Origin of the sequence: Candidatus Vallotiella adelgis (genome assembly GCF_020541305.1) — a bacterium.
GTDB lineage: Bacteria > Pseudomonadota > Gammaproteobacteria > Burkholderiales > Burkholderiaceae > Mycetohabitans > Mycetohabitans adelgis.
The window spans coordinates 658,045-682,191 of sequence record NZ_CP047396.1; the positions used below are offsets into that span (position 1 = coordinate 658,045).

The following is a 24,147-nucleotide window of genomic DNA, read 5'->3' on the forward strand; positions in this document are numbered from 1 at the left end:
GCGCAATTTCAAGCACTAAACTCGCGTAGCGAATCAGCAAGGTTTTGCGCAGCCGTAAAATCGAGCGCGCCAGAATAGATTGCGCGTCCACAAATTACACCCATGATCCCATTATTCTCGGCAGCGCATAGCGTGTTGATGTCCGTCAAATTAGATAGTCCGCCACTTGCTATCACTGGAATTTTAACCGCCTCTGCGAGAGAAACGGTTGCTTCCATATTGATTCCTTGCAACATACCATCACGACCAATATCGGTATAGATAATTTCTGTAACGCCATAGTGCTCGAACTTGCGCGCTAAGTCGATTGCCTGGTGCCCGGTTAGCTTGCTCCAACCATCAATAGCTACTTTCCCGTCCTTCGCGTCCAGCCCGACGACAATATGGCCGCTGAATGCACTGCATGCATCCTGAAGTAATCCCGGATTCTTTACTGCAGCCGTACCAATAATTACATATGACACACCATCATCTAGGTACCGTTCAATCGTATTGAGGTCGCGAATTCCGCCACCGAGCTGAACTGGAATTTCATCGCTCACCTCGGTGAGAATTGAGTGAATTGCTTGTTTGTTTCTTGGCTTTCCGGAAAAAGCGCCATTTAGATCGACCACATGAAGTCGGCGTGCGCCACTGTTTACCCAATGACGAGCCATGGCTGCCGGATCCTCCGAAAAGACAGTCACCTGGTCTATATTGCCTTGTTTTAGGCGAACACACTGACCGTCTTTGAGGTCGATAGCCGGAATGAGCAGCATAACTATTTCGTATTAATCTAGAGTAGAAGATTTCTTTGGCTGCCGACACATTTTGATGTAACAGCAGGTTTATGCTATCTAATTTTCATGGATTCCACTCGACAAAATTGCGATACAGCTGCAAGCCTGCTGCCGCGCTTTTTTCGGGATGGAACTGGGTTGCAAAAATATTATCCTGTGCTACAGCAGACGTAAACGGTAAACCATATACAGTTTCTCCTACGGAGTTGGATATTTTATCGGGTACTGCATAGTAGCTGTGCACAAAATAAAAGAAGTCCTGGTCAGCGATACCATTCCATAGTGGGTGGGGCTGCGTCTGTCGCACCTGATTCCAGCCTATCTGCGGCACCTTAAAACGAGACCCGTCATCTTGCAGCTTATCATCTAGTTGAAATCGTACGCACTTACCGCCTAATACGCCCAGGCTTTTTGTATTAGCTTCTTCACTCCAGTGAAATAGCATTTGTTCGCCTACACACACACCCAAAACAGGCTTAGTGCGTGTTGCATCCAGTACTGCATCCACAAGCCTAGAAGTGGCGAGCGATGCCATGCAATCGCGCATAGCTCCTTGGCCGGGCAATACTACACGATGTGCCGCACGCACCGTATGCGCATCACTAACTACTTGTACATTAGCTTCTGGTGCAACACGCAAAATCGCCTGCCAAACCGAGCGCAGGTTGCCCATTCCGTAGTCAATAATCGCTATCGAATTTTTCATGCAGTCTTGCTTTAATCATATCCTTCTAAGCCCCCCGTGAGATTACTGGCCTCTAGGAGAACTATTTGCCCACTACCTAAGTAGTGGTAGTAGTATTTTCAATTAGTCTAAGATTCGCACTAGACGCATAACTTGTATACGAATAAGTTACGCTAAAAACCATGCAGACTATCACTAACTATTCATACGATAGATATCGTATAACTTTTTCTGAACTCTAAGCCACAGTTAAAATTACGAAAAGACGCTGAATATACCACTATTCCAGCTATGCGCTATTGAGCAATAGCATCAATGCCTTTTACAGGTTACCTTTAGTAGACAAGATCTTTCCGGAAACTCGATCATCAATCTCAGCAGCCATGCGAAGCGCGCGGCCGAACGCCTTAAACACGGTCTCTATTTGATGATGCGCATTCATTCCTCGCAAGTTGTCGATATGGAGGGTAACACCAGCATGATTGACAAAGCCACGAAAAAATTCGATTGTTAGGTCAACATCAAAGTTGCCAATACGAGCGCGAGTAAACGGGATATAGAAACTCAGCCCGGGGCGTCCGGAGAAATCAATGACAACGCGGGATAATGCTTCATCTAGTGGCACATATGCGTGACCGTATCGGCGGATGCCTTTACGGTCACCCGTTGCCTGAGAGACGGCTTTACCCAACGTGATACCAGTATCTTCAACCGAATGGTGGTCATCAATGTGCCAATCTCCCAGAGCATCGACCTCGAGATCGATCAAGCCGTGGCAAGCAATTTGCTCGAGCATATGATCGAGAAATGGCACACCGGTGTTTATTTTTTTATAGCCGGTACCATCTAGATTAACTTTAACACGGATCTGTGTCTCGCTCGTGTTGCGCACAATTTCCGCAATACGCATGGATATTCCCGAAAATAGCGGATACAATTTACAATTAAACTGGGGATCCCCGCGTAATTAAAGACGCGTAATCAAACCAGCACATTTTTTAGTGCAGCCAGCAATTGTGCATTTTCATACGGCGTACTAACCGTAATCCGAATGCACTCAGCCAGCAACGGATGCATTCTACTCACGTTTTTGATCAGAATCCATGCGCCGAGCAGTTCATCGAATACCGTAGCAGCATTTAGTACGCGCACTAGTAAGAAATTTCCAGAACTAGGAAACACATGCGCCCCCGGCAACTTGCTAATCGCATCGGTAAGGCGTGCCCGCTCGGCGCGCAACTTAGCAGCCTGGGCATCGAATACTTCTAGGTGATCAAGCATAAAATCTACCGTTGCTTGCGTCAACACATTAGTGTTATAGGGGGGGCGCACTTTGTTGAATTCGCTGATCCAGGCTGGTAAACCAATTAGATAGCCGAGCCGGATACCGGCCAGGCCCAACTTCGAAACGGTGCGCATAACCACTACATTGTCGAACTCACTAACTCGCGAGATCCAACTTCGCTGTGCAAACAATTGGTACGCTTCATCAATGACCACTAGCGACCGGTTGGCTGCACGCACAATCCGCTCGAGATCTGTATCGTCGAATAGTGTACCGGTTGGATTGTTTGGGTAAGCTAAATAAATAATTGCTGGCTGGTGCGCAGCAACAGCCTCTAGCATTGCACTAACATCCAGAGTGAAATCGATGTTCAGCGGCACGCCAATAAATTCTAAATGGGCAAGCTTGGCTGACATCGAGTACATCACAAAGCCGGGCACCGGCGCTAATATCTTAGCGCCGGTGCCCGGCTTTGCACATGCAGTTGCAATCAGGCTGATTAATTCATCTGAGCCATTACCCAGCAAGACATCGCAATTATCTGGCACCTGCATTGCGCACTTAAGCCTGTCTATAAGAGCGCTCGGTCGTGGCAGAGGATAGCGGTTTAATGCAAGCTGAGCGAGCCGCGCGCCAAGCTGCTCTGCAAGTGGTTTTGGCAGCGTGTAGGGATTTTCCATCGCGTCCAGCTTAATCAAGCCGGTGGCATTTGGCACTGGATAGCTTGTCATCGCAAGCACATCCGAGCGAATGATATCCTGGGGTATAGTCATGGTATGCTGTCTAAGCTGTCTTTCCTGCTAGCCGGCATAGTTAACCGCTTGCATTCATCCGATACTCAGCGCTTCGCGCGTGCGCCTGCAGGCCCTCGCCATACGCAAGTTCTGTGGCAATTTTACCTAAAGTTTGCGCGCCTTTAGCACTTACTTCAATCACGCTAGAGCGCTTGAGAAAGTCATACACACCTAACGATGACGAAAACCGAGCGGTACGAGAAGTAGGAAGCACGTGGCTTGGTCCCGCACAATAATCACCGAGACTCTCGCTCGTATAACGACCGAGGAAGATCGCGCCAGCATGGCGAATATGCTGTGCCCATTTATACGGTTCAACCGCAGACACCTCCAGGTGCTCTGGCGCGATATCGTTGGCAATCACACATGCCTCATTCATGTCTCGAACCTTAATTAACGCGCCGCGATCCTGAAGCGAACGCTGGATCACATCGCGCCGGGTCATCGTTATGATTAATTGGTTAATAGCTGCCTCAACGCGCTGGATAAATATAGCATCTGGACACAATAGGATCGACTGCGCGAGTTCATCGTGCTCAGCCTGCGAAAGCATATCTATTGCAACCCAACACGGATCAGTAGTGCCATCGCATAACACCAATATCTCTGATGGACCCGCAATCATATCGATGCCAACTACACCAAATACTTGCCGCTTGGCGGCAGCGACGTAAGCATTGCCCGGTCCACAGATCTTGTCCACAGCTGGGATTGTATCTGTACCATATGCGAGAGCACCTATGGCTTGGGCGCCGCCGATAGTTAATACCCGATCTACACCACTAAGCAGTGCAGCAGCTAACACAAGGTGATTGACCACGCCATCTGGTGTCGGAACTACCATCACGATTTCGCGAACGCCAGCTACGCGTGCCGGAATTGCATTCATTAGTACCGAAGACGGGTAGGCAGCCTTGCCACCAGGCACGTATATACCAACACGGTCTAGTGGTGTAACTTTTTGACCGAGCACAGTGCCATCGGCCTCGGTATACTGCCAACTGCAGCTGCCACATTCTATTTTCTGCTTTTCATGATAGCCGCGCACGCGTGACGCTGCCGCCTCCAAAGCTGCCCGGCGCTTTGGCTCTAGTGAATCCAGTGCCACCTGCAGCCGGGTAGATGACACCTCTAGGGAAGTAACGCTGCTAACGTCTAGTCGGTCGAAACGCTTTGTATATTCCAACACAGCAGCATCGCCACGCCATTTGACATCAGCTAGGATTTGAGAGACTGAGTGTTTGATTGCTTCGTCTTCGTTCTCTTGAAGTGCGAGCACATCCGCTAACGCTAATTGAAAACCAGAACTGGAGGAGTCGAGTTTTCGGATTTTGATCATTATACAAGTTCCTTGTTTTCCACAATGTAGGCATCAGCGTCGGACATCCCAATGTCCGTACAGCACCCGGCTACAGCTTGCACTTCACCCTTGCTAGCACGCTCAAATGCCTCAAGAATAGGCTTGAGTTTTGCAAGTTTAAGTTTAAGCGCAGCCTGGTTGACTACCAGGCGCGACGAGATCTCCATAATCCGCTCAACCTCAACCAAGTTATTCGCGCGCAGCGTACCACCAGAGCTAACTAGATCGACAATTGCATCTGCCAGGCCAACTAGTGGTGCTAGTTCCATCGAGCCATACAACTTAATCAGATCTACATATACCCCCTTAGCTGCAAAATGCTCACGTGCACTGTTTACATACTTTGTGGCTACCTGTAACCGCGCACCTTGCCGCACCGCATTCGCATAATCAAAGCCTCGCTGTACCGCGACAGATAATCTGCAGCAGGCAATATTTAGGTCGATCGGCTGATACAGTCCATCGCCACCATGCTCGAGTAGAACATCTTTACCTGCAACGCCAAAGTCTGCTGCGCCATACTCGACGTAGATTGGCACATCTGATGCCCGAACAATAATCACACGTAGACCTGGATCTGTGGTAAGCAAAATTAGCTTACGCGACGACTCCGGATCCTCAGCTACTGTGATCCCGGCTGCCGCTAGAAGCGGTAATGTCTCTTCAAAAATACGGCCCTTAGATAGTGCTAATGTCAACGGAATACGTGGATCCACCGCCGGTGTCGACGCGCCGGGTACATGATTATCCGTAGCCGACGGGATCATTCTTCTGCTCCGTGGGTTAAATGATCTAACCCAGCAGAATTCGACTGCTTGACGATATCGTGCGTAGCTATGACAGCGGCGTCTTGCGTAGCATTATTACGCGTATTGTTATTATTATTGGATATATTTGTGCGAATACGGCTAACACTTGCACCTAGCACACCCAGCTTGATTTCCATTCGGTCGTAGCCACGATCAAGATGGTAGATCCGATCGATTAGCGTCTGCCCGCTGGCTACTAGTCCGATAATAACAAGACTGGCTGACGCGCGCAGATCTGTAGCCATTACTTCTGCACCGGACAGTTTATCCACGCCGGTTACCAACGCTGTATTACCGTCGATCGTGATGCTCGCACCAAGTCGGATTAGTTCCTGCACATGCATGAAGCGATTTTCAAAAATTGTTTCCACCACTTGGGACGTCCCTTTTGCAATGGCATTCAGTGCCATAAATTGTGCCTGCATGTCAGTCGGGAACGCAGGATACTCGGAAGTGCGAAACGATACCGCACGCGCACGGCCTTGCATCTGAATGCGGATCCAATCATCGCCGGATGACACTCGCGCACCCGCCTTGCGCAACTTTTCTATAATAGACTCTAGAGTCAGCGGGGTAATGCCACGTAGCGTAACATCACCACCTGTGGCAGTGGCTGCGCACATAAAGGTTCCAGCCTCGATTCGATCTGGGATTATTACATGGCTTGCGCCATGTAATTGCGGAACACCATGCACTACGAGCCGATCTGTGCCGATCCCGTTAATTTTTGCGCCCATTTTCACTAGTAGGTTTGCTAGGTCTACAACCTCTGGTTCGCGAGCTGCATTCTCCAGTACGGTTTCCCCATCTGCAAGTACTGCTGCCATTAGTAGGTTTTCTGTTCCGGTCACAGTAATCATGTCCGTGATCAGATGTGCGCCTCTTAAACATCGCGCCTGTGCATCGATAAAACCGCGCTCAATCGAGATCTCCGCGCCCATTGCGGTTAATCCTTTAATGTGCTGATCAACTGGACGTGCGCCAATCGCACATCCGCCAGGTAGTGACACCTGCGCATAACCGAATCGCGCCACCAGTGGGCCGAGCACAAGAATCGACGCGCGCATCGTTTTGACTAACTCGTACGGTGCCACTGGCTGGTCGACCTGTGACGCGTCTAGTGTCACTGCATTTCCGTTCACCTGTGAACGTACCCCCATCTGGTCAAGCAACTTCAAGGTAGTACGTACGTCCTGCAAGTTTGGTACGTTTTCCAGGTAAATCGGCTCTGCGCTCAATAAACTTGCACAGAGGATTGGCAGCGTCGCGTTCTTAGCACCGGATACCGTAATCTCGCCATTGAGGCGGGCCCCGCCGTCGATCAGCAATTTATCCATTAATTTACTTCCACATTATGCGGCTGATAGAGCCGACGCGTAAACCGCCCTCGGCCGCTGGGAGCTTCGTTCATTACGCCTAGGTTTATCCTCGTTACTTCGTACTCAAATACAGCTACATTAGTTTTATAATACAATTAGTATTTAGGTTGTTACTCAATGCGTGAGTCTCTCGAAAAATGCGTTTGCTCAGTTCTAAAGAGATGCTCTGGCATCGCAAACCGGCTTCAATTATTTCTTTCTGTCCTTCCAAGATTAGCAGCACCTCAAGTGCTTCTCGGTATTCTTGCAACTTCGGGCTGAAACATACATGCGAGATAATGGCGATGAAAAGTTCCTGCTCTACCCCAATCTAACCTGGCAAGCAGTACTACGTTCTGGTTCGTCGAAGAGGCCGACGCAAAATCTGTTGATCATATAGAGTAAAGGGTTCAGAGCGTAATACGCGTCGATACAGCACATCTAACGACGTATGAATGCATAAACACGGTAATATCAACTGCATGATGATGCAGGTTATAAAATGCTGCTAGCCTCGTACCTAGATCCTAGCAATCAGTTATAGCCCGTCTAAGATTAATTCGTCCAATACAGAGCACAACTCCCAATATATATGGCAGCCCGAAGAGTAGCACCAGGAAGAAAGAAATAGTCATGACACATCTCCCAAGTCGAACCAGCAAAGTTGTGAAAAGTAAGAACAACACTTGGCTGTAGCACACCTCCTCTAGTGCAATAAGTAGCAACAATAGGGAGTATTGAGATCTTGGACTAGACAAAGAACGACGAGTTGTTCTACATGTGATATGTATCTTGCAACACTATGTTATGAGCAGCCTCAGGCTAACTAGTATACTAGCCAGTAGAATCAACCTAGATATAGCCCTACAAAACCTAGGATAGGATGGTTAGGTACAGCACGTGTGATTTAAATCCAGCACTGTCTAAAAGGTTAGACCCCCTAGAGTCTTGACTATTTCTTGTTGGACAGTGGTTTGCAGCCCCTCATGCAAAACCTGCATGCACTTATCATCTGAATTAACACACTCCCCTAGATCTACCACAACATGTCTCTTAGATCTACCACAATCGATTTTGATGCATGGGATGGGGGGCATGGCTTCCTGCGCTACACTGACCTCTACGGCTACGGTCGTCACGCTTACAACAAATTACTACTCCGCGACCAACGCGTAGCGTTCTATTCCACTAGAACAATACATTTATGCTGACGTCTTCTTGTGGTGTCAGATTCGGATTGCTCGCCACCTCATGAATTTAAAACGCGAAATAGCTGCATTCGGGTGAAAAGACATTCTGGTACGGTAAAAACGAGTTATCCACCGCAATAAGTTCGTGCTTAAAGCATGCTACGATATTTTGGCTATGCTCTGTACTCGATCTTTCGGCCTCGCATAAGAGGCCCGCTAAATATGTTGATTAGTATTATTTTCCTATATGCCAGTTCCGATTTATTAAAACAACCTTGCATGCGGAGTAGCAAACGATTCACTGCTTAATTCTTCTTGAGTAAAATGAATGTGTAGCGAAACGGCGCTAGAAAAGTTTTCGGATTTTCTTATACGCGTGCTGCGGGCGGTCAGCATACCCGGCCTATCTGTAGCTTGAAACAGTCGATTGTCGGGAAGAAATCGAATGTCTGTAGGCAGTCATCATCTACGCGCTTAGCAACACATAGTCTGCTTCTAAGGTCATGACAACGCACCCTCCCCGCGTAGCTAATGTATTCTCTACTATCAGGGGTTCATTAAACTAGCCTTCCGTATTGCGGTATTACTGAATCTACTGATTTCTCTGTTAGTTTGACGGTAGCACCTTTTTAAAGTCAATTGTATCGCAACACAGTGCTTGGCTAGAAAATCGGCAGCACGAGAACTAGCTAAGCAATATCTGATATCACGTTTCCCGCTCCCAAGAGCGGGACTGATATATATTACCGATATTTGGGAAAAACCCGACACTGGATTTCAGATGAAGTATAGAAATGCTCAGTCATAGACGTGCACGGTCGCCTACGCCTATATCACTGCGGGGGGCCTATCCTAGCTAGACATTCTAATTCAATCTTTTCAATAGATTTTTTATATATTGTGGCATGACTTGAAGTCTGAGCCTGAAGATGCTGTATTAGAACTTACTACAGTAAGTAGTAAATTTACCCAAGTTTATCTGCGTTTTTATTTTAACATATAAATATGCATTAGCCATACTAGTTCAACCTATTATAATCTCGCCAGCCCAAAACAAAGTTGACGAACCACCTCAAAACATTTAATAACGATAGATTAGTTTCCCCAGTCAAAGTAATGGTGCGTAAGTGTCTGCAACAGTACTAGCTGTTGCAACCTATGCGTAAAACTGCTGATAACGTCGCGGTTTCAATAGCCTAGAACGCTGTACCAAGACTAACATCTGCATCTAGTGGTGGTTTGATCACTGGTAAAATAAAAAACCATAGAAGCATGCTACCGGTAAATTACCGGACCGCAGATCCTGCGACGCCAGCACCTGTGCGCGCATTTCTTTGACGAGTGCCCCGTTTAGTCAACAGGAAATACATATTTCCTGTTGTTATAAACAACTTGGCATAAAGTGTTTACAGAGTATTTATATACTATTTTTGGTATAGAAAAATTAAATACTAGCTCTTCATTATCAAACAAATTTGCTTTGCAATGCAAAAATTGCTTTTTCGACGTCGTGAGCTTGTGTTACCGCGCGCACAACCGCAGCACTGCGCACACCAGTGGCTAGTACGTTGCTTAGTGACTGCAAGTCGATGCCGCCGATTGCCACGCAGGGTATCACCCCATCTAGAAGATGAATGTATCGCGCAATGCGCGTAGGCCCTTGAGGCATGCTTATCATTGTCTTAGTGGGAGTCGAAAATACCGCACCCAGCGCAATATAGCTCGGCTTATAATGCAGGGCAACTAGTATCTCGTAGTATCCATGCGCGGATAAACCTAGCCGAAGTCCAGCGCGTGTAAGCGCACCGATGTCCGCGTACTGCAAATCTTCTTGACCAAGATGTACGCCGTATGCGTGTTCATCTAACGCCAATAGCCAGTGGTCATTGATGAACACGCGTGCACCTTTATAGCGGTGGCCCGCTATAACAGCTCGGCGCACATCAGCTCGCAGTATGGCTAATTTACAAGGATCTGCTGTGTCACGTACCCCATTTACTTTGCGGCGAAGTTGCATGGTACGCACACCGATTGACAGTAGTCTCTCAATCCAATTGGCCGTCGGCACTATTGGATACAGACCAAGCGCTGCCGGGCACTTAGCAAATGGCGTAACCGGCGCATCCGGCAACCCTAACACGCGCGGAAAACGCGATAAGTCGCTTGGCCATGGATCCTTCGCATACTCGTCACTTTGCCGCCACGCCAGAGCGAGGCATAATGCATCGTGCAGTGCATAGCCATAATCGATGAATGCAGCAAATGCTGAAATCCAATCATGGCAAGGTGTACCCTGCAGTGTGTAGATCATATCGCCCTGATATAATCGCACAGTGCGTGACGACGCATCCAGAACAGCAGCTGCACCAGCGGCCATCCAGCGCGCGGCGTCAGCCGGATACAGCCGCACATTAATTGCTACAATCACATCACCAATCCTCAGCGACGTGGGTGGAACGAAACAGATACGCACAGGCCGGCTGGCACGCCGGCAATTGCCACCTAAGCGTACGCGAATTCGCTCTGCCATCTCAAGCAGTTGATCTACCGGCGGACTAAACACTTCAGGATCTTGCAGTAAGAAACGGGTCATAATTTCTGACCCGAATCCAGCGTAGGATGGACGTCCTGGTGCCAGAATGGCATGCCGATGACCGGCGTACTTGCATGCGCACTATCTCGCTCTGGTATCGGCCCAGCTAAGTATGCTTCTCGCCCAGCATTAACTGCAGTTGAGAATGCCCGCGCCATCGCCTCTGGCTTTTCCGCCTGTGACACGGCTGTATTAAGCAGCACAGCTTCGAATCCCCACTCCATCACCTGGCATGCATGCGATGGCACACCTAAGCCTGCATCAACGATTAGCGGCACGCCTGCTAGGCGCTCGCGTAGCAGCTTGAGCCCATACGGGTTAACTACACCTCTTCCAGAGCCAATCGGTGCGCCCCATGGCATTAGCGCCTCGCATCCAACGTCAAGCAGCCGACGCGCAACAACAAGATCTTCCGTACAATACGGTAATACCTTGAAGCCGTCCCGAACGAGTATGCCCGCAGCTTCAATCAAATTGACTGGATCTGGCTGCAACGTGTAGTCGTCCCCAATTAACTCGAGTTTGATCCAGTTAGTTTCGAATACTTCACGGGCCATTTTTGCTGTTGTCACCACTTCCTTAACGGCATGGCAACCAGCAGTATTAGGCAACAGCCTAGCTCCCTGACGCTTTAGCTCGTCAAAAAAACCGACGTCGATGTCGGTGGTCTGCACAGCCAATTGACGCCGCAGTGCGACGGTAACCATTGCAGGCTGCGATGCGTTGAGCGAAGCCTCGAGTGCATACAATGACGGATAGCGTGAAGTGCCAAGCAATAGTCGGCTTGTAAAAGCCTCTCCATATAAAATCAGCATGTCGGTAGTAGAATGCGCATTCATCATTCACTCAATCAGTTATGGCGATCTAAAAAATAATTTCCGGTCTACCTGGTATGCCGATAATGTATTATCCGCCTACTACTGGCCTGAGAATGTCAACTTGATCATCTGGCATGAGCGCGCGCACAGAATACTGTGATCGCGGCACAAATTCACCGTTAATCGCAACTGCGTACGGTAAAGGCACCTCACTATACGATGCCAACGCATCGATAAGGCGGGCATTTTTGGGTAACGAAAACGACTGATTGTTGATTTGTATATCCATATTTATGTGTCAGTCAGGGACGGCTGCAATGTGGCCGTCCGGTAAAGCATGGGCCAGCGTGAAGCAGCACACCATACGCTGAAATCATCTGTATCTCGAATCTGCGCATCAAGAAACGCACCTGTGAGCCAGGCAGTTTCTCGCGTCATCTCAGGTGCAATCATATAACCATGACGATATAAGCCATTAACGCGCAGCACTGTTGCACCATCCCAGGATAGTGCCGGTAGATGATCTGGTAGCGTGGGCCGGCAATGCGTGTTCAATTCAAGAATCCGGCTCTCACCAAAAGCGGGATGCAACGAGTATGCAGCCGATAATAATTCTAGAGCCGAGCGCACACTGACCGGTGACATATCCTCGCCCTCGATCTCGGTAGCCCCGATTACATAGTGATCATTCTGCTTAGGCGCAATATACAGCGGATAGCGCGGATGCAACAGACGCACTGGCCGACTCAGACCAATACCTGGCGCATGAACCCGTGCGACTTCACCCCGCAGACCCCGAAGACCGGACCATACCTGCTTCGCTCCAAGTCCACGGCAATCAATCACTAGGCCAGCAGCAGGAAAAGCATCGTCGCGCACATAGGTACGCCAGTGCGTGTCGACATGTAGTTCGTCGAGAGCGCGCCCTAGCGCCGCCAGCAACTGTCGATTGTCTAATTGCCCCTCCCCAGCTAGTAACCGCGCATTATGGAATCGCGTACCAAGCGCTGGTTCGGCTTGTGTCACCTGAGAGCCGTGCAGCGTGACGATGCCGTCGCACAACATCGTACTAGACGCGTTTACGCGTATGCGCTGTTCAAACAATGGCCACTCCGCACGATCAGCTGGATGCCAAACAATTAACGTGCCATTACGCTGAAAAAAGACCGGTTCTGGCAGCTGCGGTAACCATTTAGCCCAGCTCTCGAGCGAAGCAGCGCCTAGTCTTACCAATAACGGCTCAGCACTAGCAGCTTCGGACAGCGGCGCGAGCATGGCTGCCGCAACCCACGCTGCCGCACTGCGCCCGCTTGGCTCACCTTTCTCATACAGCGCGATACGACGGCCTGCGCGTGCAAGCCTCCACGCAATAAGACGACCGAATAAACCGCCCCCAAGGACTGCAACATCGGGTATTGACGCAGTATGGAGCACAGTTTCTGAAGGGGGGTCGGATCGGTGCACGGAAATTTTATCCTATATACCGGGGGATCAGGTACAAGGACAAATTTAGCTAGATTTAAGTGTGGATACCTGACTACAGTAGCATGTTGGTAGATATATCTACCTCCTCGCGGCAGGAAAGAATCAAAACTTTTTACGTCAGTATGCCCAGTTTAGTACGAAGGAACACGCTTGGCCAGCTTTATACAGAAAGCTGTGTATTAAACATATATTAACGTGGAACGGATTCCTACTTTAACCACACATATTAAATCACAAACTTCTACACGCCGCAATTCGTTAGTCCGCCATATTGGCCATGCAATAGCCGTTGTTAAAGCGCACCGTGTCGTACTTGAAAAAGAATGAAGCGAAAAGCTAAAACATTTTTAACTAGAACGACTCGTGCTGTCCAGTGCGATTCATTGTTGGATGGGTCGATGTAAAGAACCCCGTGACTTAATCAGCATCGGTTAACGGAAAATTAATTGCTATATTTAACCTAATTAAACCAATGTATAGTTTTTCATACGAATCTGGTATTCATACTCGTGACTACTATTTACCGCGATCGCGATGGCAGTAATCGTGTACGGCCTATAATGTGCTTGCGGAAGATTTTTGAAGCTGGACTGAGTATCTATCTGTATAATATACATACGAGCAACTATAAAGTCGAGCATGATACTAGATTGAACGCGATAAAATGACCGATAGTCTTAACCAGCAAGTTTCAGTAGCCTTATGAAATAGGGCGTACGACACTAGCGCTATTGCTTCATTGCCCGCCTGCGTCCACCATATTACCATGATAATAATTCGCGCCATTCATCCAGTAATAAGGTATCTTTTGCCGCATTATTAATCGATCGGGGACATAAATCCTGTTTGATGAACACGCCGGTACGGAACGCCACACTTTTCGCTCTTATCTAGGGTATGTGGCGCTCGATCTACTACTTTTCAGTTTCTCGTCAGGGGTTTCCGTAGCATAGTAAACCACCAATCCCGGTCGTTTTGTTCGAACTATATTATTTTATGACCAGCTAGTGTGAGCTGTTACGCCGTCGATGGCTTAGCATATCTTAATCCGACTACCGCAATCTTCTGACTTATCTTCGGCTTAGGCACTCGATGCGAAAATTTATTCTTTTCTTTATATCTTATTAATCATCGTATGCTCTATTAATTAATGTATGCTTAGAGCATCGCTGTAATATTCAAAGTATATGCAGACACGCCCGGTGGAAGACAGATTTTTCTGGCAAACTCTGGCAAATTTTTTGTTTAATGACACTCTTCATAGATTTTTGTGTCTTCATCAATTAGTACAGTGTGAATACTTTCTGGTACTTTACATACTTTAGTAGTATCTCATACTGAGATAGTGATTCTAAGCTAATTTATATTGATTACATAGCAAATATTCTATGCGCCAACAGCGCTTTGGTGTGTGGCGACTTAGTGATATTGAAATGACACTTATTATGATTGGCCAAAAAACTGGCACGTGGACACTATGTCGCTAGTAGTATACAGATTGTCGGCAAATTTCATCTAAATCAGGAGAAACCGCGATACGTAGATACAAAAGTATAATAAAAAAATTAGTCTTAATGAGAATAGACAAGACAAAGTAATAAGATGTCTAGAAAATAAATTAACATATTTTCTAAAATATTAGTACTAATTTTTAGTATTTAAAAAATGCACCAAAAGTATATCTTGATCTGACTTTTGCCGATTACTCAGAGATGTCTACGTGAAAGATAGATCCGTTTCCGAACCGCTCTGAGCTAGTCTTGCTATGAATATCTATTCAGAAACATAGTAATACTAAGGCCACTTATTTCCTTAGAGCAGCATGTTCTTCTCTGTGCTAATAGAAGTAATTAGCTAAAGCCCTTCCTTGCCCGGGAGTCTCTTCCCAGCAACAGTATATTACCTGGCCTACAGCACTCAGTTGTACAAACTTTTTCTCTTAGTACCTACACTTTTTAGTGTAGCTTAGTGCAATTTTGAGCGCAGATGACTGAAATTTATTGATTGCGTTTTATCCAACATCTGCTCACAAATCTTATATGTATGCTAACGTTGGACCGGCGTATAGTTGGCGATCAATGCAGCGGATGGTCGGTAATCAACGGATAACGTATGAGGTCTATTGTAGTATAGACAGCCAACCATCAATACTCGTGAAAATGCGCCTCAATAGAGATGGCAAAACCATCGTATGCGCTAGACTGAGCTTTATCAGTTAGCTGCACAGCTGAGCTTTATCAGTTAGCTGCACAGTATCAAACTACTTTGACTATCTCATGCGCTGGATGTCGTTTATCACACAGCATACCTTGTTATCTATAGCGGAAGTGGAACGATACAGCGTACACATCGGCCAATATCATTTCGGAAAGACCGGACTTCCAAAGTGATGTTGCTTAGCAACCTAACTGCCAATCTCATTAACGCTTACGCATAGACTTGTAGTTTGAAATCTCAAATACCGTTTTTAGACACTCTATACAATCATACAATCCTCGTCACTAACGACAGCAGATTAGTGATCGATGCCGTAGGTATGACGCGCTGCGTCTGGTAGAAGAGAGAAAGACAAGCTAACCTGGCTGTTACAATTATTTCTGTTTAGATGATACTTGGTGCACTCTGACAAGAGTCAATTATTCCGCAGCAATCGTACATAAAACGGAGTGAAAAACCTCCAGTTCTAGCATTTATGGAAAATACTCTAACGTAGAACTATGTTTTATGTGAAATATTATCTACATCATGGGAATTTTAGGACATAGGGAAGCACTGTGCTAATAATACGCATTATTAAAACTATCTTGTTGTTCTTGGCTATAGCCTGTTCTTTGAATCAGCCAGCTGCCCAAGCAGCTAGCGGTGTTTATATAGCAACCGGATATTTGCATTGTACGCCGCAAAACAGCAGATACACCGTAAAAATTACGAACGTTGGAAACTCTCCCGTGAATATCGTAGTCTCTGGGTTAAGCGCTAGCATTAGTTCTTCCGATACTTTAGGATTTTCTACGGGGTACTTCATCTCCGACAACTTGGCTGTCCAGGCTAATGCAGGTATTCCGTCTAAATTTGACCTGCGTGGCGGTGGCACTCTCGCTTCGTATGGCAAAATCGGAGATATGCGACAATGGAATCCCTCTCTAGTTTTTAACTACTACTTCCGTAATGTAAACACTATATTTTGTCCGTTCGTCGGAATCGGCGTCAGCTACATCTGGTTTACGAATATGCGGATCACTAACCCAACCTTTCTATCGAAGCAGTTGCATAGCCAAACCTCTGTGACCATACATAACACATGGGCACCAGTATTCAACGCTGGTTTGGGATACAACTTTAGCAGGCATATTTTCGCTAGCTTTTCCGTATCGTTTCTTTTATTATCAACTAATGCTACGCTGCATACTATCGTACAAACACCGGTTGGTACACGCAAAGTCACGAGTCAATCGTACATAAAGCCGAATCCGCTCATAACATTCCTAAACGTTGGCTATCGCTTTTAATACTCAATACACCGGGGAGGAGGTGGCTGCACTACATTCTTCTCAGGAAAAAATAGAGATATGTAGGGTTGTGCCACCTGACCGACCATGCATATCATCCCACTTCTATACCCCTTTACCTAGGCAATGTCACTAACCTTCAAGGTAGTCTCACATGTAGGGGGGGTATGTTAGTAAACATAGAACATACTAGCTAGGCGATACAGTATGTAAACTGCGATCCAAGTTCGAATTAGGAAATATGCTAACTGACAATACTCAAACTAGCATCAAAATTCTGCGCCATCAGAAATTTTGAAATTAAATTGAAGTTACAGGCTTGGGATGATGAACTTCCAGGAAGGATGTCAAGAGACGCGCAGGAAAACCGGATAAGTCAAGCGATTTAAGAGAAATACCTAGATGGATATAGCAGACGCCGATGAGTTACCAGAGCAGAATTTCTGCTGTGAGTTTATTATTTAGCGCGCTTGAAGCCATACACACGGACAATAGACTATTCGTGTGTATACTATAATAGTACTCGCAAACCTTCGAGTGGCTTATATCCCAATGCGTTACTCAGTGGCCACGCTAACAACTTAGCATCGTGCTGTGGTGCGTGCTATATTAGCGCGCCGAAATTTCTATCAAATGAGTAGCGTACCCCCAATTTTTTTATCGGCATACAATGCCTGACGTGCTACGACATATTTCTGAGATATGTGAATTCTCAACTCAGAGTAGTAACTTTTCTTTTTTAATATGTAAGTGATTAAATATGTTTTTGATAAAAAAGCATCTATATTTTTCTGCGAATATTGATTCGTCTATTTATAATTTTCGAGAGTTTTGTGTATTATTCGACACTGATTAAACATTAGATAGAATAACCCAAGTTAATGCAATAATAACATTTCCCTGCATTAAGATTAGCAGTTTCGCGATCAACTGATTTGTTATAAATATTGTATGCGATTTCTTCTGCAAGGTTTTCTCTTGCGAAAAATATTACTATATTAGTCTAAAGTACTTATATGTTTTTAAAAAAAATTTTCTTTGATTGAAATCAATATTTACGATTTTAATTGAGTAAAAAGTCTTTTCTAAAATAGACTATGCTAGTCCCAATTATAATATAGACGAATCCTTAATTACTACGTTTGTCGAATAATGAATATGGTATCGCGAACAACACTAGATAATCCTCAAGATAGGACAATTAATATCGGTTCTAGATACAAACATTATCGCTCGCACACATTCTTCATGGACTAATACCCCTGAAGACACAAGTTTTGAAGAAACGCGTATTGCAACTTTAATAGAGTAGCCTAAATATCTCGGGATGATCAGACGCTCGCCATTAGTGTCGCACGCACATCGGCATCGGGCGCTCCCGTAATGAGCGCATCACCAATTTTTCGCAATAAGATAAACTGTATCGTGCCGCTGTTTGCTTTCTTATCGACCTGCATTAGTTTAAGATACCGATCTATCCCAAGTGACGGCGCGCAGGTAGGTAAGTGTGCTGCGCTGATCAATCGCATTAATCGTTCCCGCGTAGCTTCTTCAAGTAAACCAAGGCGTACCGACAGATCCGAGGCCATAACCATTCCACAACCGACTGCCTCACCATGTAGCCACTGGCCATACCCGAGTCCGGCCTCGATTGCATGACCAAATGTATGGCCAAAGTTGAGTATCGCTCGCAAACCAGTTTCACGCTCGTCAGCAGCGACTATCTGTGCCTTTAATTCACAGGAGGACTTAACTGCATATGCTAGCGCTAATGCATTACGTTGATTTAGTGCGTTGATATTCGATTCGATCCAGGAAAAAAATTTAGGATCAGCAATGGCTGCTGTTTTAATAATTTCAGCTAGGCCGGAGGCACACTCGCGCTTCGGCAGCATATCTAATGTTCTGATATCAGCGATTACTGCTTGCGGCTGATAGAACACCCCAATCATATTCTTGCCGAGCGGATGATTAATGCCGGTCTTACCTCCAATAGAGGAATCAACCTGGGAGAGTAGTGTAGTCGGCACCTGTATGAACGGCACGCCTCGCATGTAACATGCGGCAGCAAAGCCGGTCATATCGCCGATAACACCCCCGCCTAGCGCGACTAATGTTACTTTGCGGTCCGCATGCTCACCCAGCAATTCATCAAATATCTGATTCAGCGTTTTCCAGTTTTTATGGACTTCACCATCTGGCAGCACGATCGTCTGCACACGCTTACCAGCGCGCTTAAGCGTTGCTCGCAACTGTGCGCCGTAGAGTGGTTCGATCGTACTATTAGTAACAATAGCTGCAGATGTTCCGTCAATATAAGGCGCGAATAATGCCTCCTGGTGAATCAAATCCTCACCGATATGGATCGGATAGGCGCGTTCGCCCAATGCAACTTTAATATAGATCATATGGGGCGATTCAACAAACATAGTCACGGGGAGGGGGAAAGGGTGTCTTGTGATGGATCGCTATCAAGCTGTAGTCGGATGTTGATTGGCTCTAGTTGTGCCAATACTATATTAATAAGACCACTAACGGTAGATTGTCCGGTTTCAATCACAAAATGGGCGCATGCACGATATAGCGGATCCCGCAGCTTGAACAACGATTCTAGCTTATCGAGTGCATTATCGACCTGTAGTAGTGGACGGTTCTTGTCATGACGGGTGCGCAACCATAGATCGTACGGTGTAGCATGCAAATAAATGACAATACCGCGCGTATGCAGCCACTCACGATTTTCAGGCCACATCACTGCGCCGCCGCCTGTTGCAAGGACTAGGTCTGGAAGACACGTTAATTCGTCGATGATCGCTGATTCCCGGTGGCGGAAGCCATCTTCTCCCTCGTGCGCGAATATCATAGGGATTTGAACACCTGTGCGAGACTCGATTTCATGGTCGGAGTCGACGAAGGGGCGGCCGAGACGGCGGGCGATAGTACGGCCAACCGTCGTTTTTCCTGCCCCCATCAATCCGATGAAAAAAATTCTGGCATTTTCCATCACGTTACGCAACTGTATTTGGAATATACATCTACTACTCTATTCTAGTAGCTTAATTGCAAACATTATTGTTTGTCGAGATCAGCGTGCAGTGCTATCGTTACTTTATGAGTTAGAATACGTATTACAATAGGCTACATGGACAATTTTTTACATTATCCTAATATGTTCCTTAGTTTTGGTATGTGACTGTTAAAAAATCTGCGATGAAACTACCTCGACAAGACTGTAATGCATACGCTACTAACTAGTCATAACAACACCCTCTGCTAGATGTCGTAGATTAATAGACGAGTCTACCAAGACCTACTCTCCACAATACTTAGTCTGAGTTGAGCCTATCTAATAGTAGTTAAAGTAACAAATTTACTAATCTACTGCAGTGGTCAACGCAAGCCTTTTCCTTGAAGGAAGCACTGATCAGTTGGAGATCCTCAGAATGGACGCGAAGACTTTATCGCTCGGATTATCCTGTTAATAGATGTACTAACCGAGACTATGCCCCTATTATCAGCTTCTATGCATATCTTGCTTTGATTTTTATATAAGATCTTTGATCTTCAATACCATCTTTAATAAAATCTGGCTAGTATCACACATAAGTGAAGCATGATGCACAACCCCACTGTACCAAGTTCGAAAAAGAATCTATCACGCGTCTTAACGATGAGCATCTTGACCAACATTTTCCGCGTTGGTAGAGAATGCTCGGATTAGCGTTTATAACGCTACGGTCTAATGCCTAAATTATTGTCTAAATATCTTCGTGTTTTCTGATAAGGCAGTGCGAACAGGCCGATAGACAACAGCTAAAGACGACCATGACTTTGCAAACTCTGGTGCTACAATTGCAGATTCCGATATGATCCATATAAGATTGCTTTGCCTCCTTCTTGAGAGGCTGTTCGCTTGCAGTAACGCCGCTGATGAATAGAACTGCATAGAACTATTACGCGTTGGCTAGATGCAGTGACATGTTTCCTGACAACATTCTTACGAACTATACGTATATTGATGCGAGCACGTAAGTTGCTATGTGCGTCTAGCGTAGCCTCGAAAAGACACGGCGAAATCTTGTTCGATGAAGGCGAGCGAGATTTCCAGTCGCAACATCGAATATTATATTTACCGTAGTATCTATAGTGCGCAAAAAAAGTTTCTAATCATTTAGTTAGATTTGATTTATCGATCTCGAGATCAAGAGCAGCGCGACTCAGAAAACCGAGAAAAGACTACGCTTCAATACAATCACTAGATTTAGATACGTCTCAGGCAAGCAGGGGTTTTCTAACTACTACTTCAGAAACAGGGCTTAAAAAGCCGTACAGTAGCGGACCAACACGGGTTATCAACGTATCCATCATTGCATATGTAGGTAAAATCCGCATTGATTCCCCGTACAGGCTAAGTGCGAGCAATACTCTAGCTTATGTACAGATTAGATTGTGTAATCTTTATATATACTCTGCTGTCAAACGGCAACATCTTAATCCTACCGCACTATAAGTAATAGTAATCGTTCTTCTAATCCACTACGAACGAATCAATTGTGGGTCTACCTAAAATAGATAACGTTTTTACAGGTCACCGGCTGGTTTCACCACTATTGAACTAGTTTAGGTGCACGAGGGACCATCATATCAGATATCGTCAGGTAATATTTTCGTGTACAACATGTGCATGTAGACTCAAAATTTGACATTGTTAAGCATGTTAATGAGCAGAGGGGTACGCCGCTGAATGCTTCTGCGTATGTCGATACCGTTGGCCAGACTACTTTCTGGGCTAGACTATTTCCTAGTCATCTCGATCTAGGTTGACGACCGCGCAACGTTATCTTTCTTCCGTGAACTAGTATCTAATAGATAAAAAAAGAATTTTGCATACTTTTTCTATTATGTCGCTGCCGAATATTTCAGCCGATCGACTAGCAGCAGCTTACTTACGTCACATCGCAGCCATAATAGATATTCTTTCAGGCGATGGGAGCGGCTCTATCAGTAAGCCCCCGCTATAATTGTGAGTTCGTTTCTCTGATACCCACATGCAACCAACAACGCCTGACGCCTCTTCTCCTTCGACTGGCCTAACGCACAAGCCTACCCTATTGTGGCAGGTTCTACTTATGCTAGGCATGCTACTAGTCGGAACGATGCTGGCACTAGCGCTAGTTTTATTCTACGCAGTTATCATTGCTGAGCGTAATTTACCACCGTTAGACTCATTGACGGACTACCGACCCAAGGTTCCGCTGCGCATCTATACAACGGACCATGTGCTGATCGGAGAATTTGGTCAAGAACGCAGGCATCTTGTTCGATTCAACGAAATCCCAAAGGTAATGAAAAACGCGGTTCTTGCAATCGAAGACTATCGTTTTTACGATCATGGTGGAGTTGACCTAACCAGCATTCTACGCGCCGGCATAGCTAATTTCACCCGAGGTGGCAATCTGCAAGGAGCAAGTACAATCACAATGCAGGTAGCTCGCAACTTTTTTTTATCCAGCGAGAAAACCTATACCCGTAAGCTGTATGAGATGCTGCTCGCGCATAAAATCGAGTCAGCATTGACAAAGGATCAGATTCTTGAGGTCTATATGAATCAGATCTACCTTGGACAACGTGCATACGGTTTCTCTAGTGCTGCTCGCGTATACTTTGGCAAGAATTTGAAAGACGTGACGCTCGCTCAGGCCGCTATGCTCGCCGGCCTGCCTAAGGCACCATCTGTATATAACCCCGTAGTAAATCCCCAGCGTGCGAAGATACGACAGAAGTACATCTTGCAACGTATGCTCAGGTTGCACTATGTCAGCGTAGATCAATATAATGTAGCAATACGTGAACCGCTCGCGCTTAAAACGGTGGGCGAACCTTATACAGTACACGCTGAATACGTAGCTGAGATAGTACGACAATTAATGTACGCGCAGTATCAAGACGAGACCTATACGCGGGGCTTTGAGGTCGTGACAACGATTGATTCAGCAAATCAAGAAGCCGCATATTGGGCTGTGCGCAAAGGTGTAATGGATTATGACCACCGCCATAGCTATCGCGGACCGGAAGGATTTGTTGAATTACCAAAAAATGCTGCTGAGCGTGAGCAGGCGATCGAGAATGCATTGCTCGACCATCCAGATAACGGAGACTTAGTTGCTGCCGTTGTTACGCAAGTTGACCTACACAAGGTCAAGGCTTCGCTAATCGACGGTCACACCGTCATCATTCGAGGTGGCGGTCTACGCTTCGCTGCTGATACCTTGTCTCGTCATCAATCCCAGAAAAACCAGCGCATCCGACCAGGATCAATTATCCGAATAATAAAAGCCGCGGATAGTACATGCAGTATCGTGCAGTTACCGCGGGTCGAGAGCGCTCTTATCGCGCTCTCGCCGCAAGATGGTGCGATCCGCGCACTGATTGGTGGATTTGACTTTAACAAGAGTAAATTTAATCACGTGACGCAAGCGTGGCGGCAGCCCGGCTCAAGCTTCAAGCCATTCATCTATTCAGCTGCACTAGAAAAGGGATTAGGTCCGGCAACGATCATCAATGATACGCCATTGTACTTTCCATCAACTACGCTTGATGGCCAAGCATGGGAACCGAAAAACTACGGCTACGGCTACGATGGTCCGATAACAATGCGCACCGCGCTGCAGAAGTCGAGAAATCTCGTATCAATAAGGATTCTAGACTATATCGGCACGCATTACGCACAACAGTACATCACAAATTTCGGTTTCGACGCGGGAAAGCACCCTACCTACTTGCCGATGGCGCTCGGTGTAGGACTCGTCACTCCATTACAAATGGCCATCGGCTATGCTGTATTCGCTAACGGTGGCTACCGGATTAATCCTTATCTGATTTCTGAGGTTACTGATTCGAGGGGTGCGCTTGTCGCGAACGTGCAGCCGGTGGTGGCTGAGCAGAATGCGCCTCGCGCAGTCGATGCGCGTAATGCGTATATAATGAACGATCTGCTCATAGACGCTGCACAACGTGGAACAGGCGCTAAGTCGAACGTTCTTAAACGCATTGATATCTGCGGTAAGACAGGCACAACCAACGACTCGCGTGATGCCTGGTTCGCCGGCTACCAGCACACGCTAGTAGCGATCGCATGGATCGGGTTTGATAGCTCTCATGGTTTAGGCGATCGAGAAACCGGCAGTAGTCTTGCACTACCTATTTGGATTGATTACATGGGTAGAGCATTGAAGGATAAGCCTTCATATATTATGCCTCGACCGCCTGGCATAGAGGAAATCGATGGCGAGCTGTACTATGCAAACCTGCTGCCTGGCTCAGGCTTTATAGCGACGGTTGACATGCCCGCCCCAGCACTAACTAGTGAATCACTAGGCACGACATCAGCCTCGGATGTCAACTCAGTAGTAGACGCATCAAAACGATAGGGCATTATGAGACTATTCTGAGAATATTGATCACTCTACAGAGGCTTGTCGG

At 46.4% G+C, this 24,147-nt stretch carries 14 protein-coding genes and 1 pseudogene; 2 read left to right on the top strand and 13 right to left on the bottom strand.

Annotation, left to right across the window (positions count from 1 at the left end):
* Positions 1-8: 8 nt before the first annotated feature.
* From hisA to GJV44_RS02450, 11 genes and pseudogenes are all read right to left on the bottom strand, one after another.
* Positions 9-758, bottom strand: coding sequence for a 1-(5-phosphoribosyl)-5-[(5-phosphoribosylamino)methylideneamino]imidazole-4-carboxamide isomerase (gene hisA / locus GJV44_RS02400; protein WP_226806148.1), 750 nt, complete (start codon positions 756-758; stop codon positions 9-11).
* A gap of 85 nt (positions 759-843) precedes the next feature.
* Complete coding sequence (gene hisH / locus GJV44_RS02405) at positions 844-1,485, bottom strand: imidazole glycerol phosphate synthase subunit HisH (protein WP_226806150.1); 642 nt, start codon at positions 1,483-1,485, stop codon at positions 844-846.
* Between the two features lie 301 nt (positions 1,486-1,786).
* Positions 1,787-2,374 (bottom strand): imidazoleglycerol-phosphate dehydratase HisB, encoded by a 588-nt coding sequence (gene hisB / locus GJV44_RS02410; protein ID WP_226806152.1) that lies wholly within the window; start codon positions 2,372-2,374, stop codon positions 1,787-1,789.
* Positions 2,375-2,445: 71 nt separating this feature from the next.
* Entirely contained in the window at positions 2,446-3,522 is a 1,077-nt protein-coding gene (gene hisC / locus GJV44_RS02415) for a histidinol-phosphate transaminase (RefSeq protein WP_226806154.1), read from the bottom strand.
* 40 nt (positions 3,523-3,562) lie between these two features.
* Positions 3,563-4,885 (bottom strand): histidinol dehydrogenase, encoded by a 1,323-nt coding sequence (hisD, locus tag GJV44_RS02420; RefSeq protein WP_226806879.1) that lies wholly within the window; start codon positions 4,883-4,885, stop codon positions 3,563-3,565.
* On the bottom strand, positions 4,882-5,670 hold the full coding sequence (hisG, locus tag GJV44_RS02425; RefSeq protein ID WP_226806156.1) for an ATP phosphoribosyltransferase: 789 nt from the start codon (positions 5,668-5,670) through the stop codon (positions 4,882-4,884). The genes hisD and hisG overlap by 4 nt, the downstream gene beginning before the upstream one ends.
* Before the next feature lie 134 nt (positions 5,671-5,804).
* Positions 5,805-7,049, bottom strand: a pseudogene (murA, locus tag GJV44_RS02430) (UDP-N-acetylglucosamine 1-carboxyvinyltransferase); the annotation flags it as partial.
* 2,676 nt (positions 7,050-9,725) lie between these two features.
* A complete protein-coding gene (locus tag GJV44_RS02435; protein WP_226806158.1) occupies positions 9,726-10,853 on the bottom strand; it encodes a thiamine phosphate synthase in 1,128 nt (375 codons plus the stop codon).
* Entirely contained in the window at positions 10,850-11,692 is an 843-nt protein-coding gene (locus GJV44_RS02440; RefSeq protein WP_226806160.1) for a thiazole synthase, read from the bottom strand. Before GJV44_RS02440 ends, GJV44_RS02435 begins: the two co-directional genes overlap by 4 nt.
* A gap of 67 nt (positions 11,693-11,759) precedes the next feature.
* Positions 11,760-11,960, bottom strand: a complete 201-nt coding sequence (gene thiS / locus GJV44_RS02445) for a sulfur carrier protein ThiS (protein ID WP_226806162.1) — start codon at positions 11,958-11,960, stop codon at positions 11,760-11,762.
* Positions 11,961-11,962: 2 nt separating this feature from the next.
* Complete coding sequence (locus GJV44_RS02450) at positions 11,963-13,105, bottom strand: FAD-dependent oxidoreductase (RefSeq protein ID WP_226806164.1); 1,143 nt, start codon at positions 13,103-13,105, stop codon at positions 11,963-11,965.
* A gap of 2,825 nt (positions 13,106-15,930) precedes the next feature.
* Between GJV44_RS02450 and GJV44_RS02455 the strand changes: the two genes are divergently transcribed.
* The gene (locus GJV44_RS02455; protein ID WP_226806165.1) at positions 15,931-16,665 is read left to right on the top strand and encodes an OmpW/AlkL family protein; all 735 of its coding nucleotides are present in this window, start codon (positions 15,931-15,933) and stop codon (positions 16,663-16,665) included.
* 1,331 nt (positions 16,666-17,996) lie between these two features.
* On the opposite strand, the gene aroB is transcribed toward GJV44_RS02455, so the two are convergent.
* Entirely contained in the window at positions 17,997-19,073 is a 1,077-nt protein-coding gene (gene aroB, locus GJV44_RS02460) for a 3-dehydroquinate synthase (protein ID WP_226806167.1), read from the bottom strand.
* 23 nt (positions 19,074-19,096) lie between these two features.
* The gene (locus tag GJV44_RS02465) at positions 19,097-19,669 is read right to left on the bottom strand and encodes a shikimate kinase (RefSeq protein ID WP_226806169.1); all 573 of its coding nucleotides are present in this window, start codon (positions 19,667-19,669) and stop codon (positions 19,097-19,099) included.
* Positions 19,670-21,713: 2,044 nt separating this feature from the next.
* On the opposite strand from GJV44_RS02465, the gene GJV44_RS02470 reads away from it, so the two are divergent.
* Positions 21,714-24,095, top strand: a complete 2,382-nt coding sequence (locus GJV44_RS02470; RefSeq protein ID WP_226806171.1) for a penicillin-binding protein 1A — start codon at positions 21,714-21,716, stop codon at positions 24,093-24,095.
* The last annotated feature ends 52 nt before the right edge of the window (positions 24,096-24,147 follow it).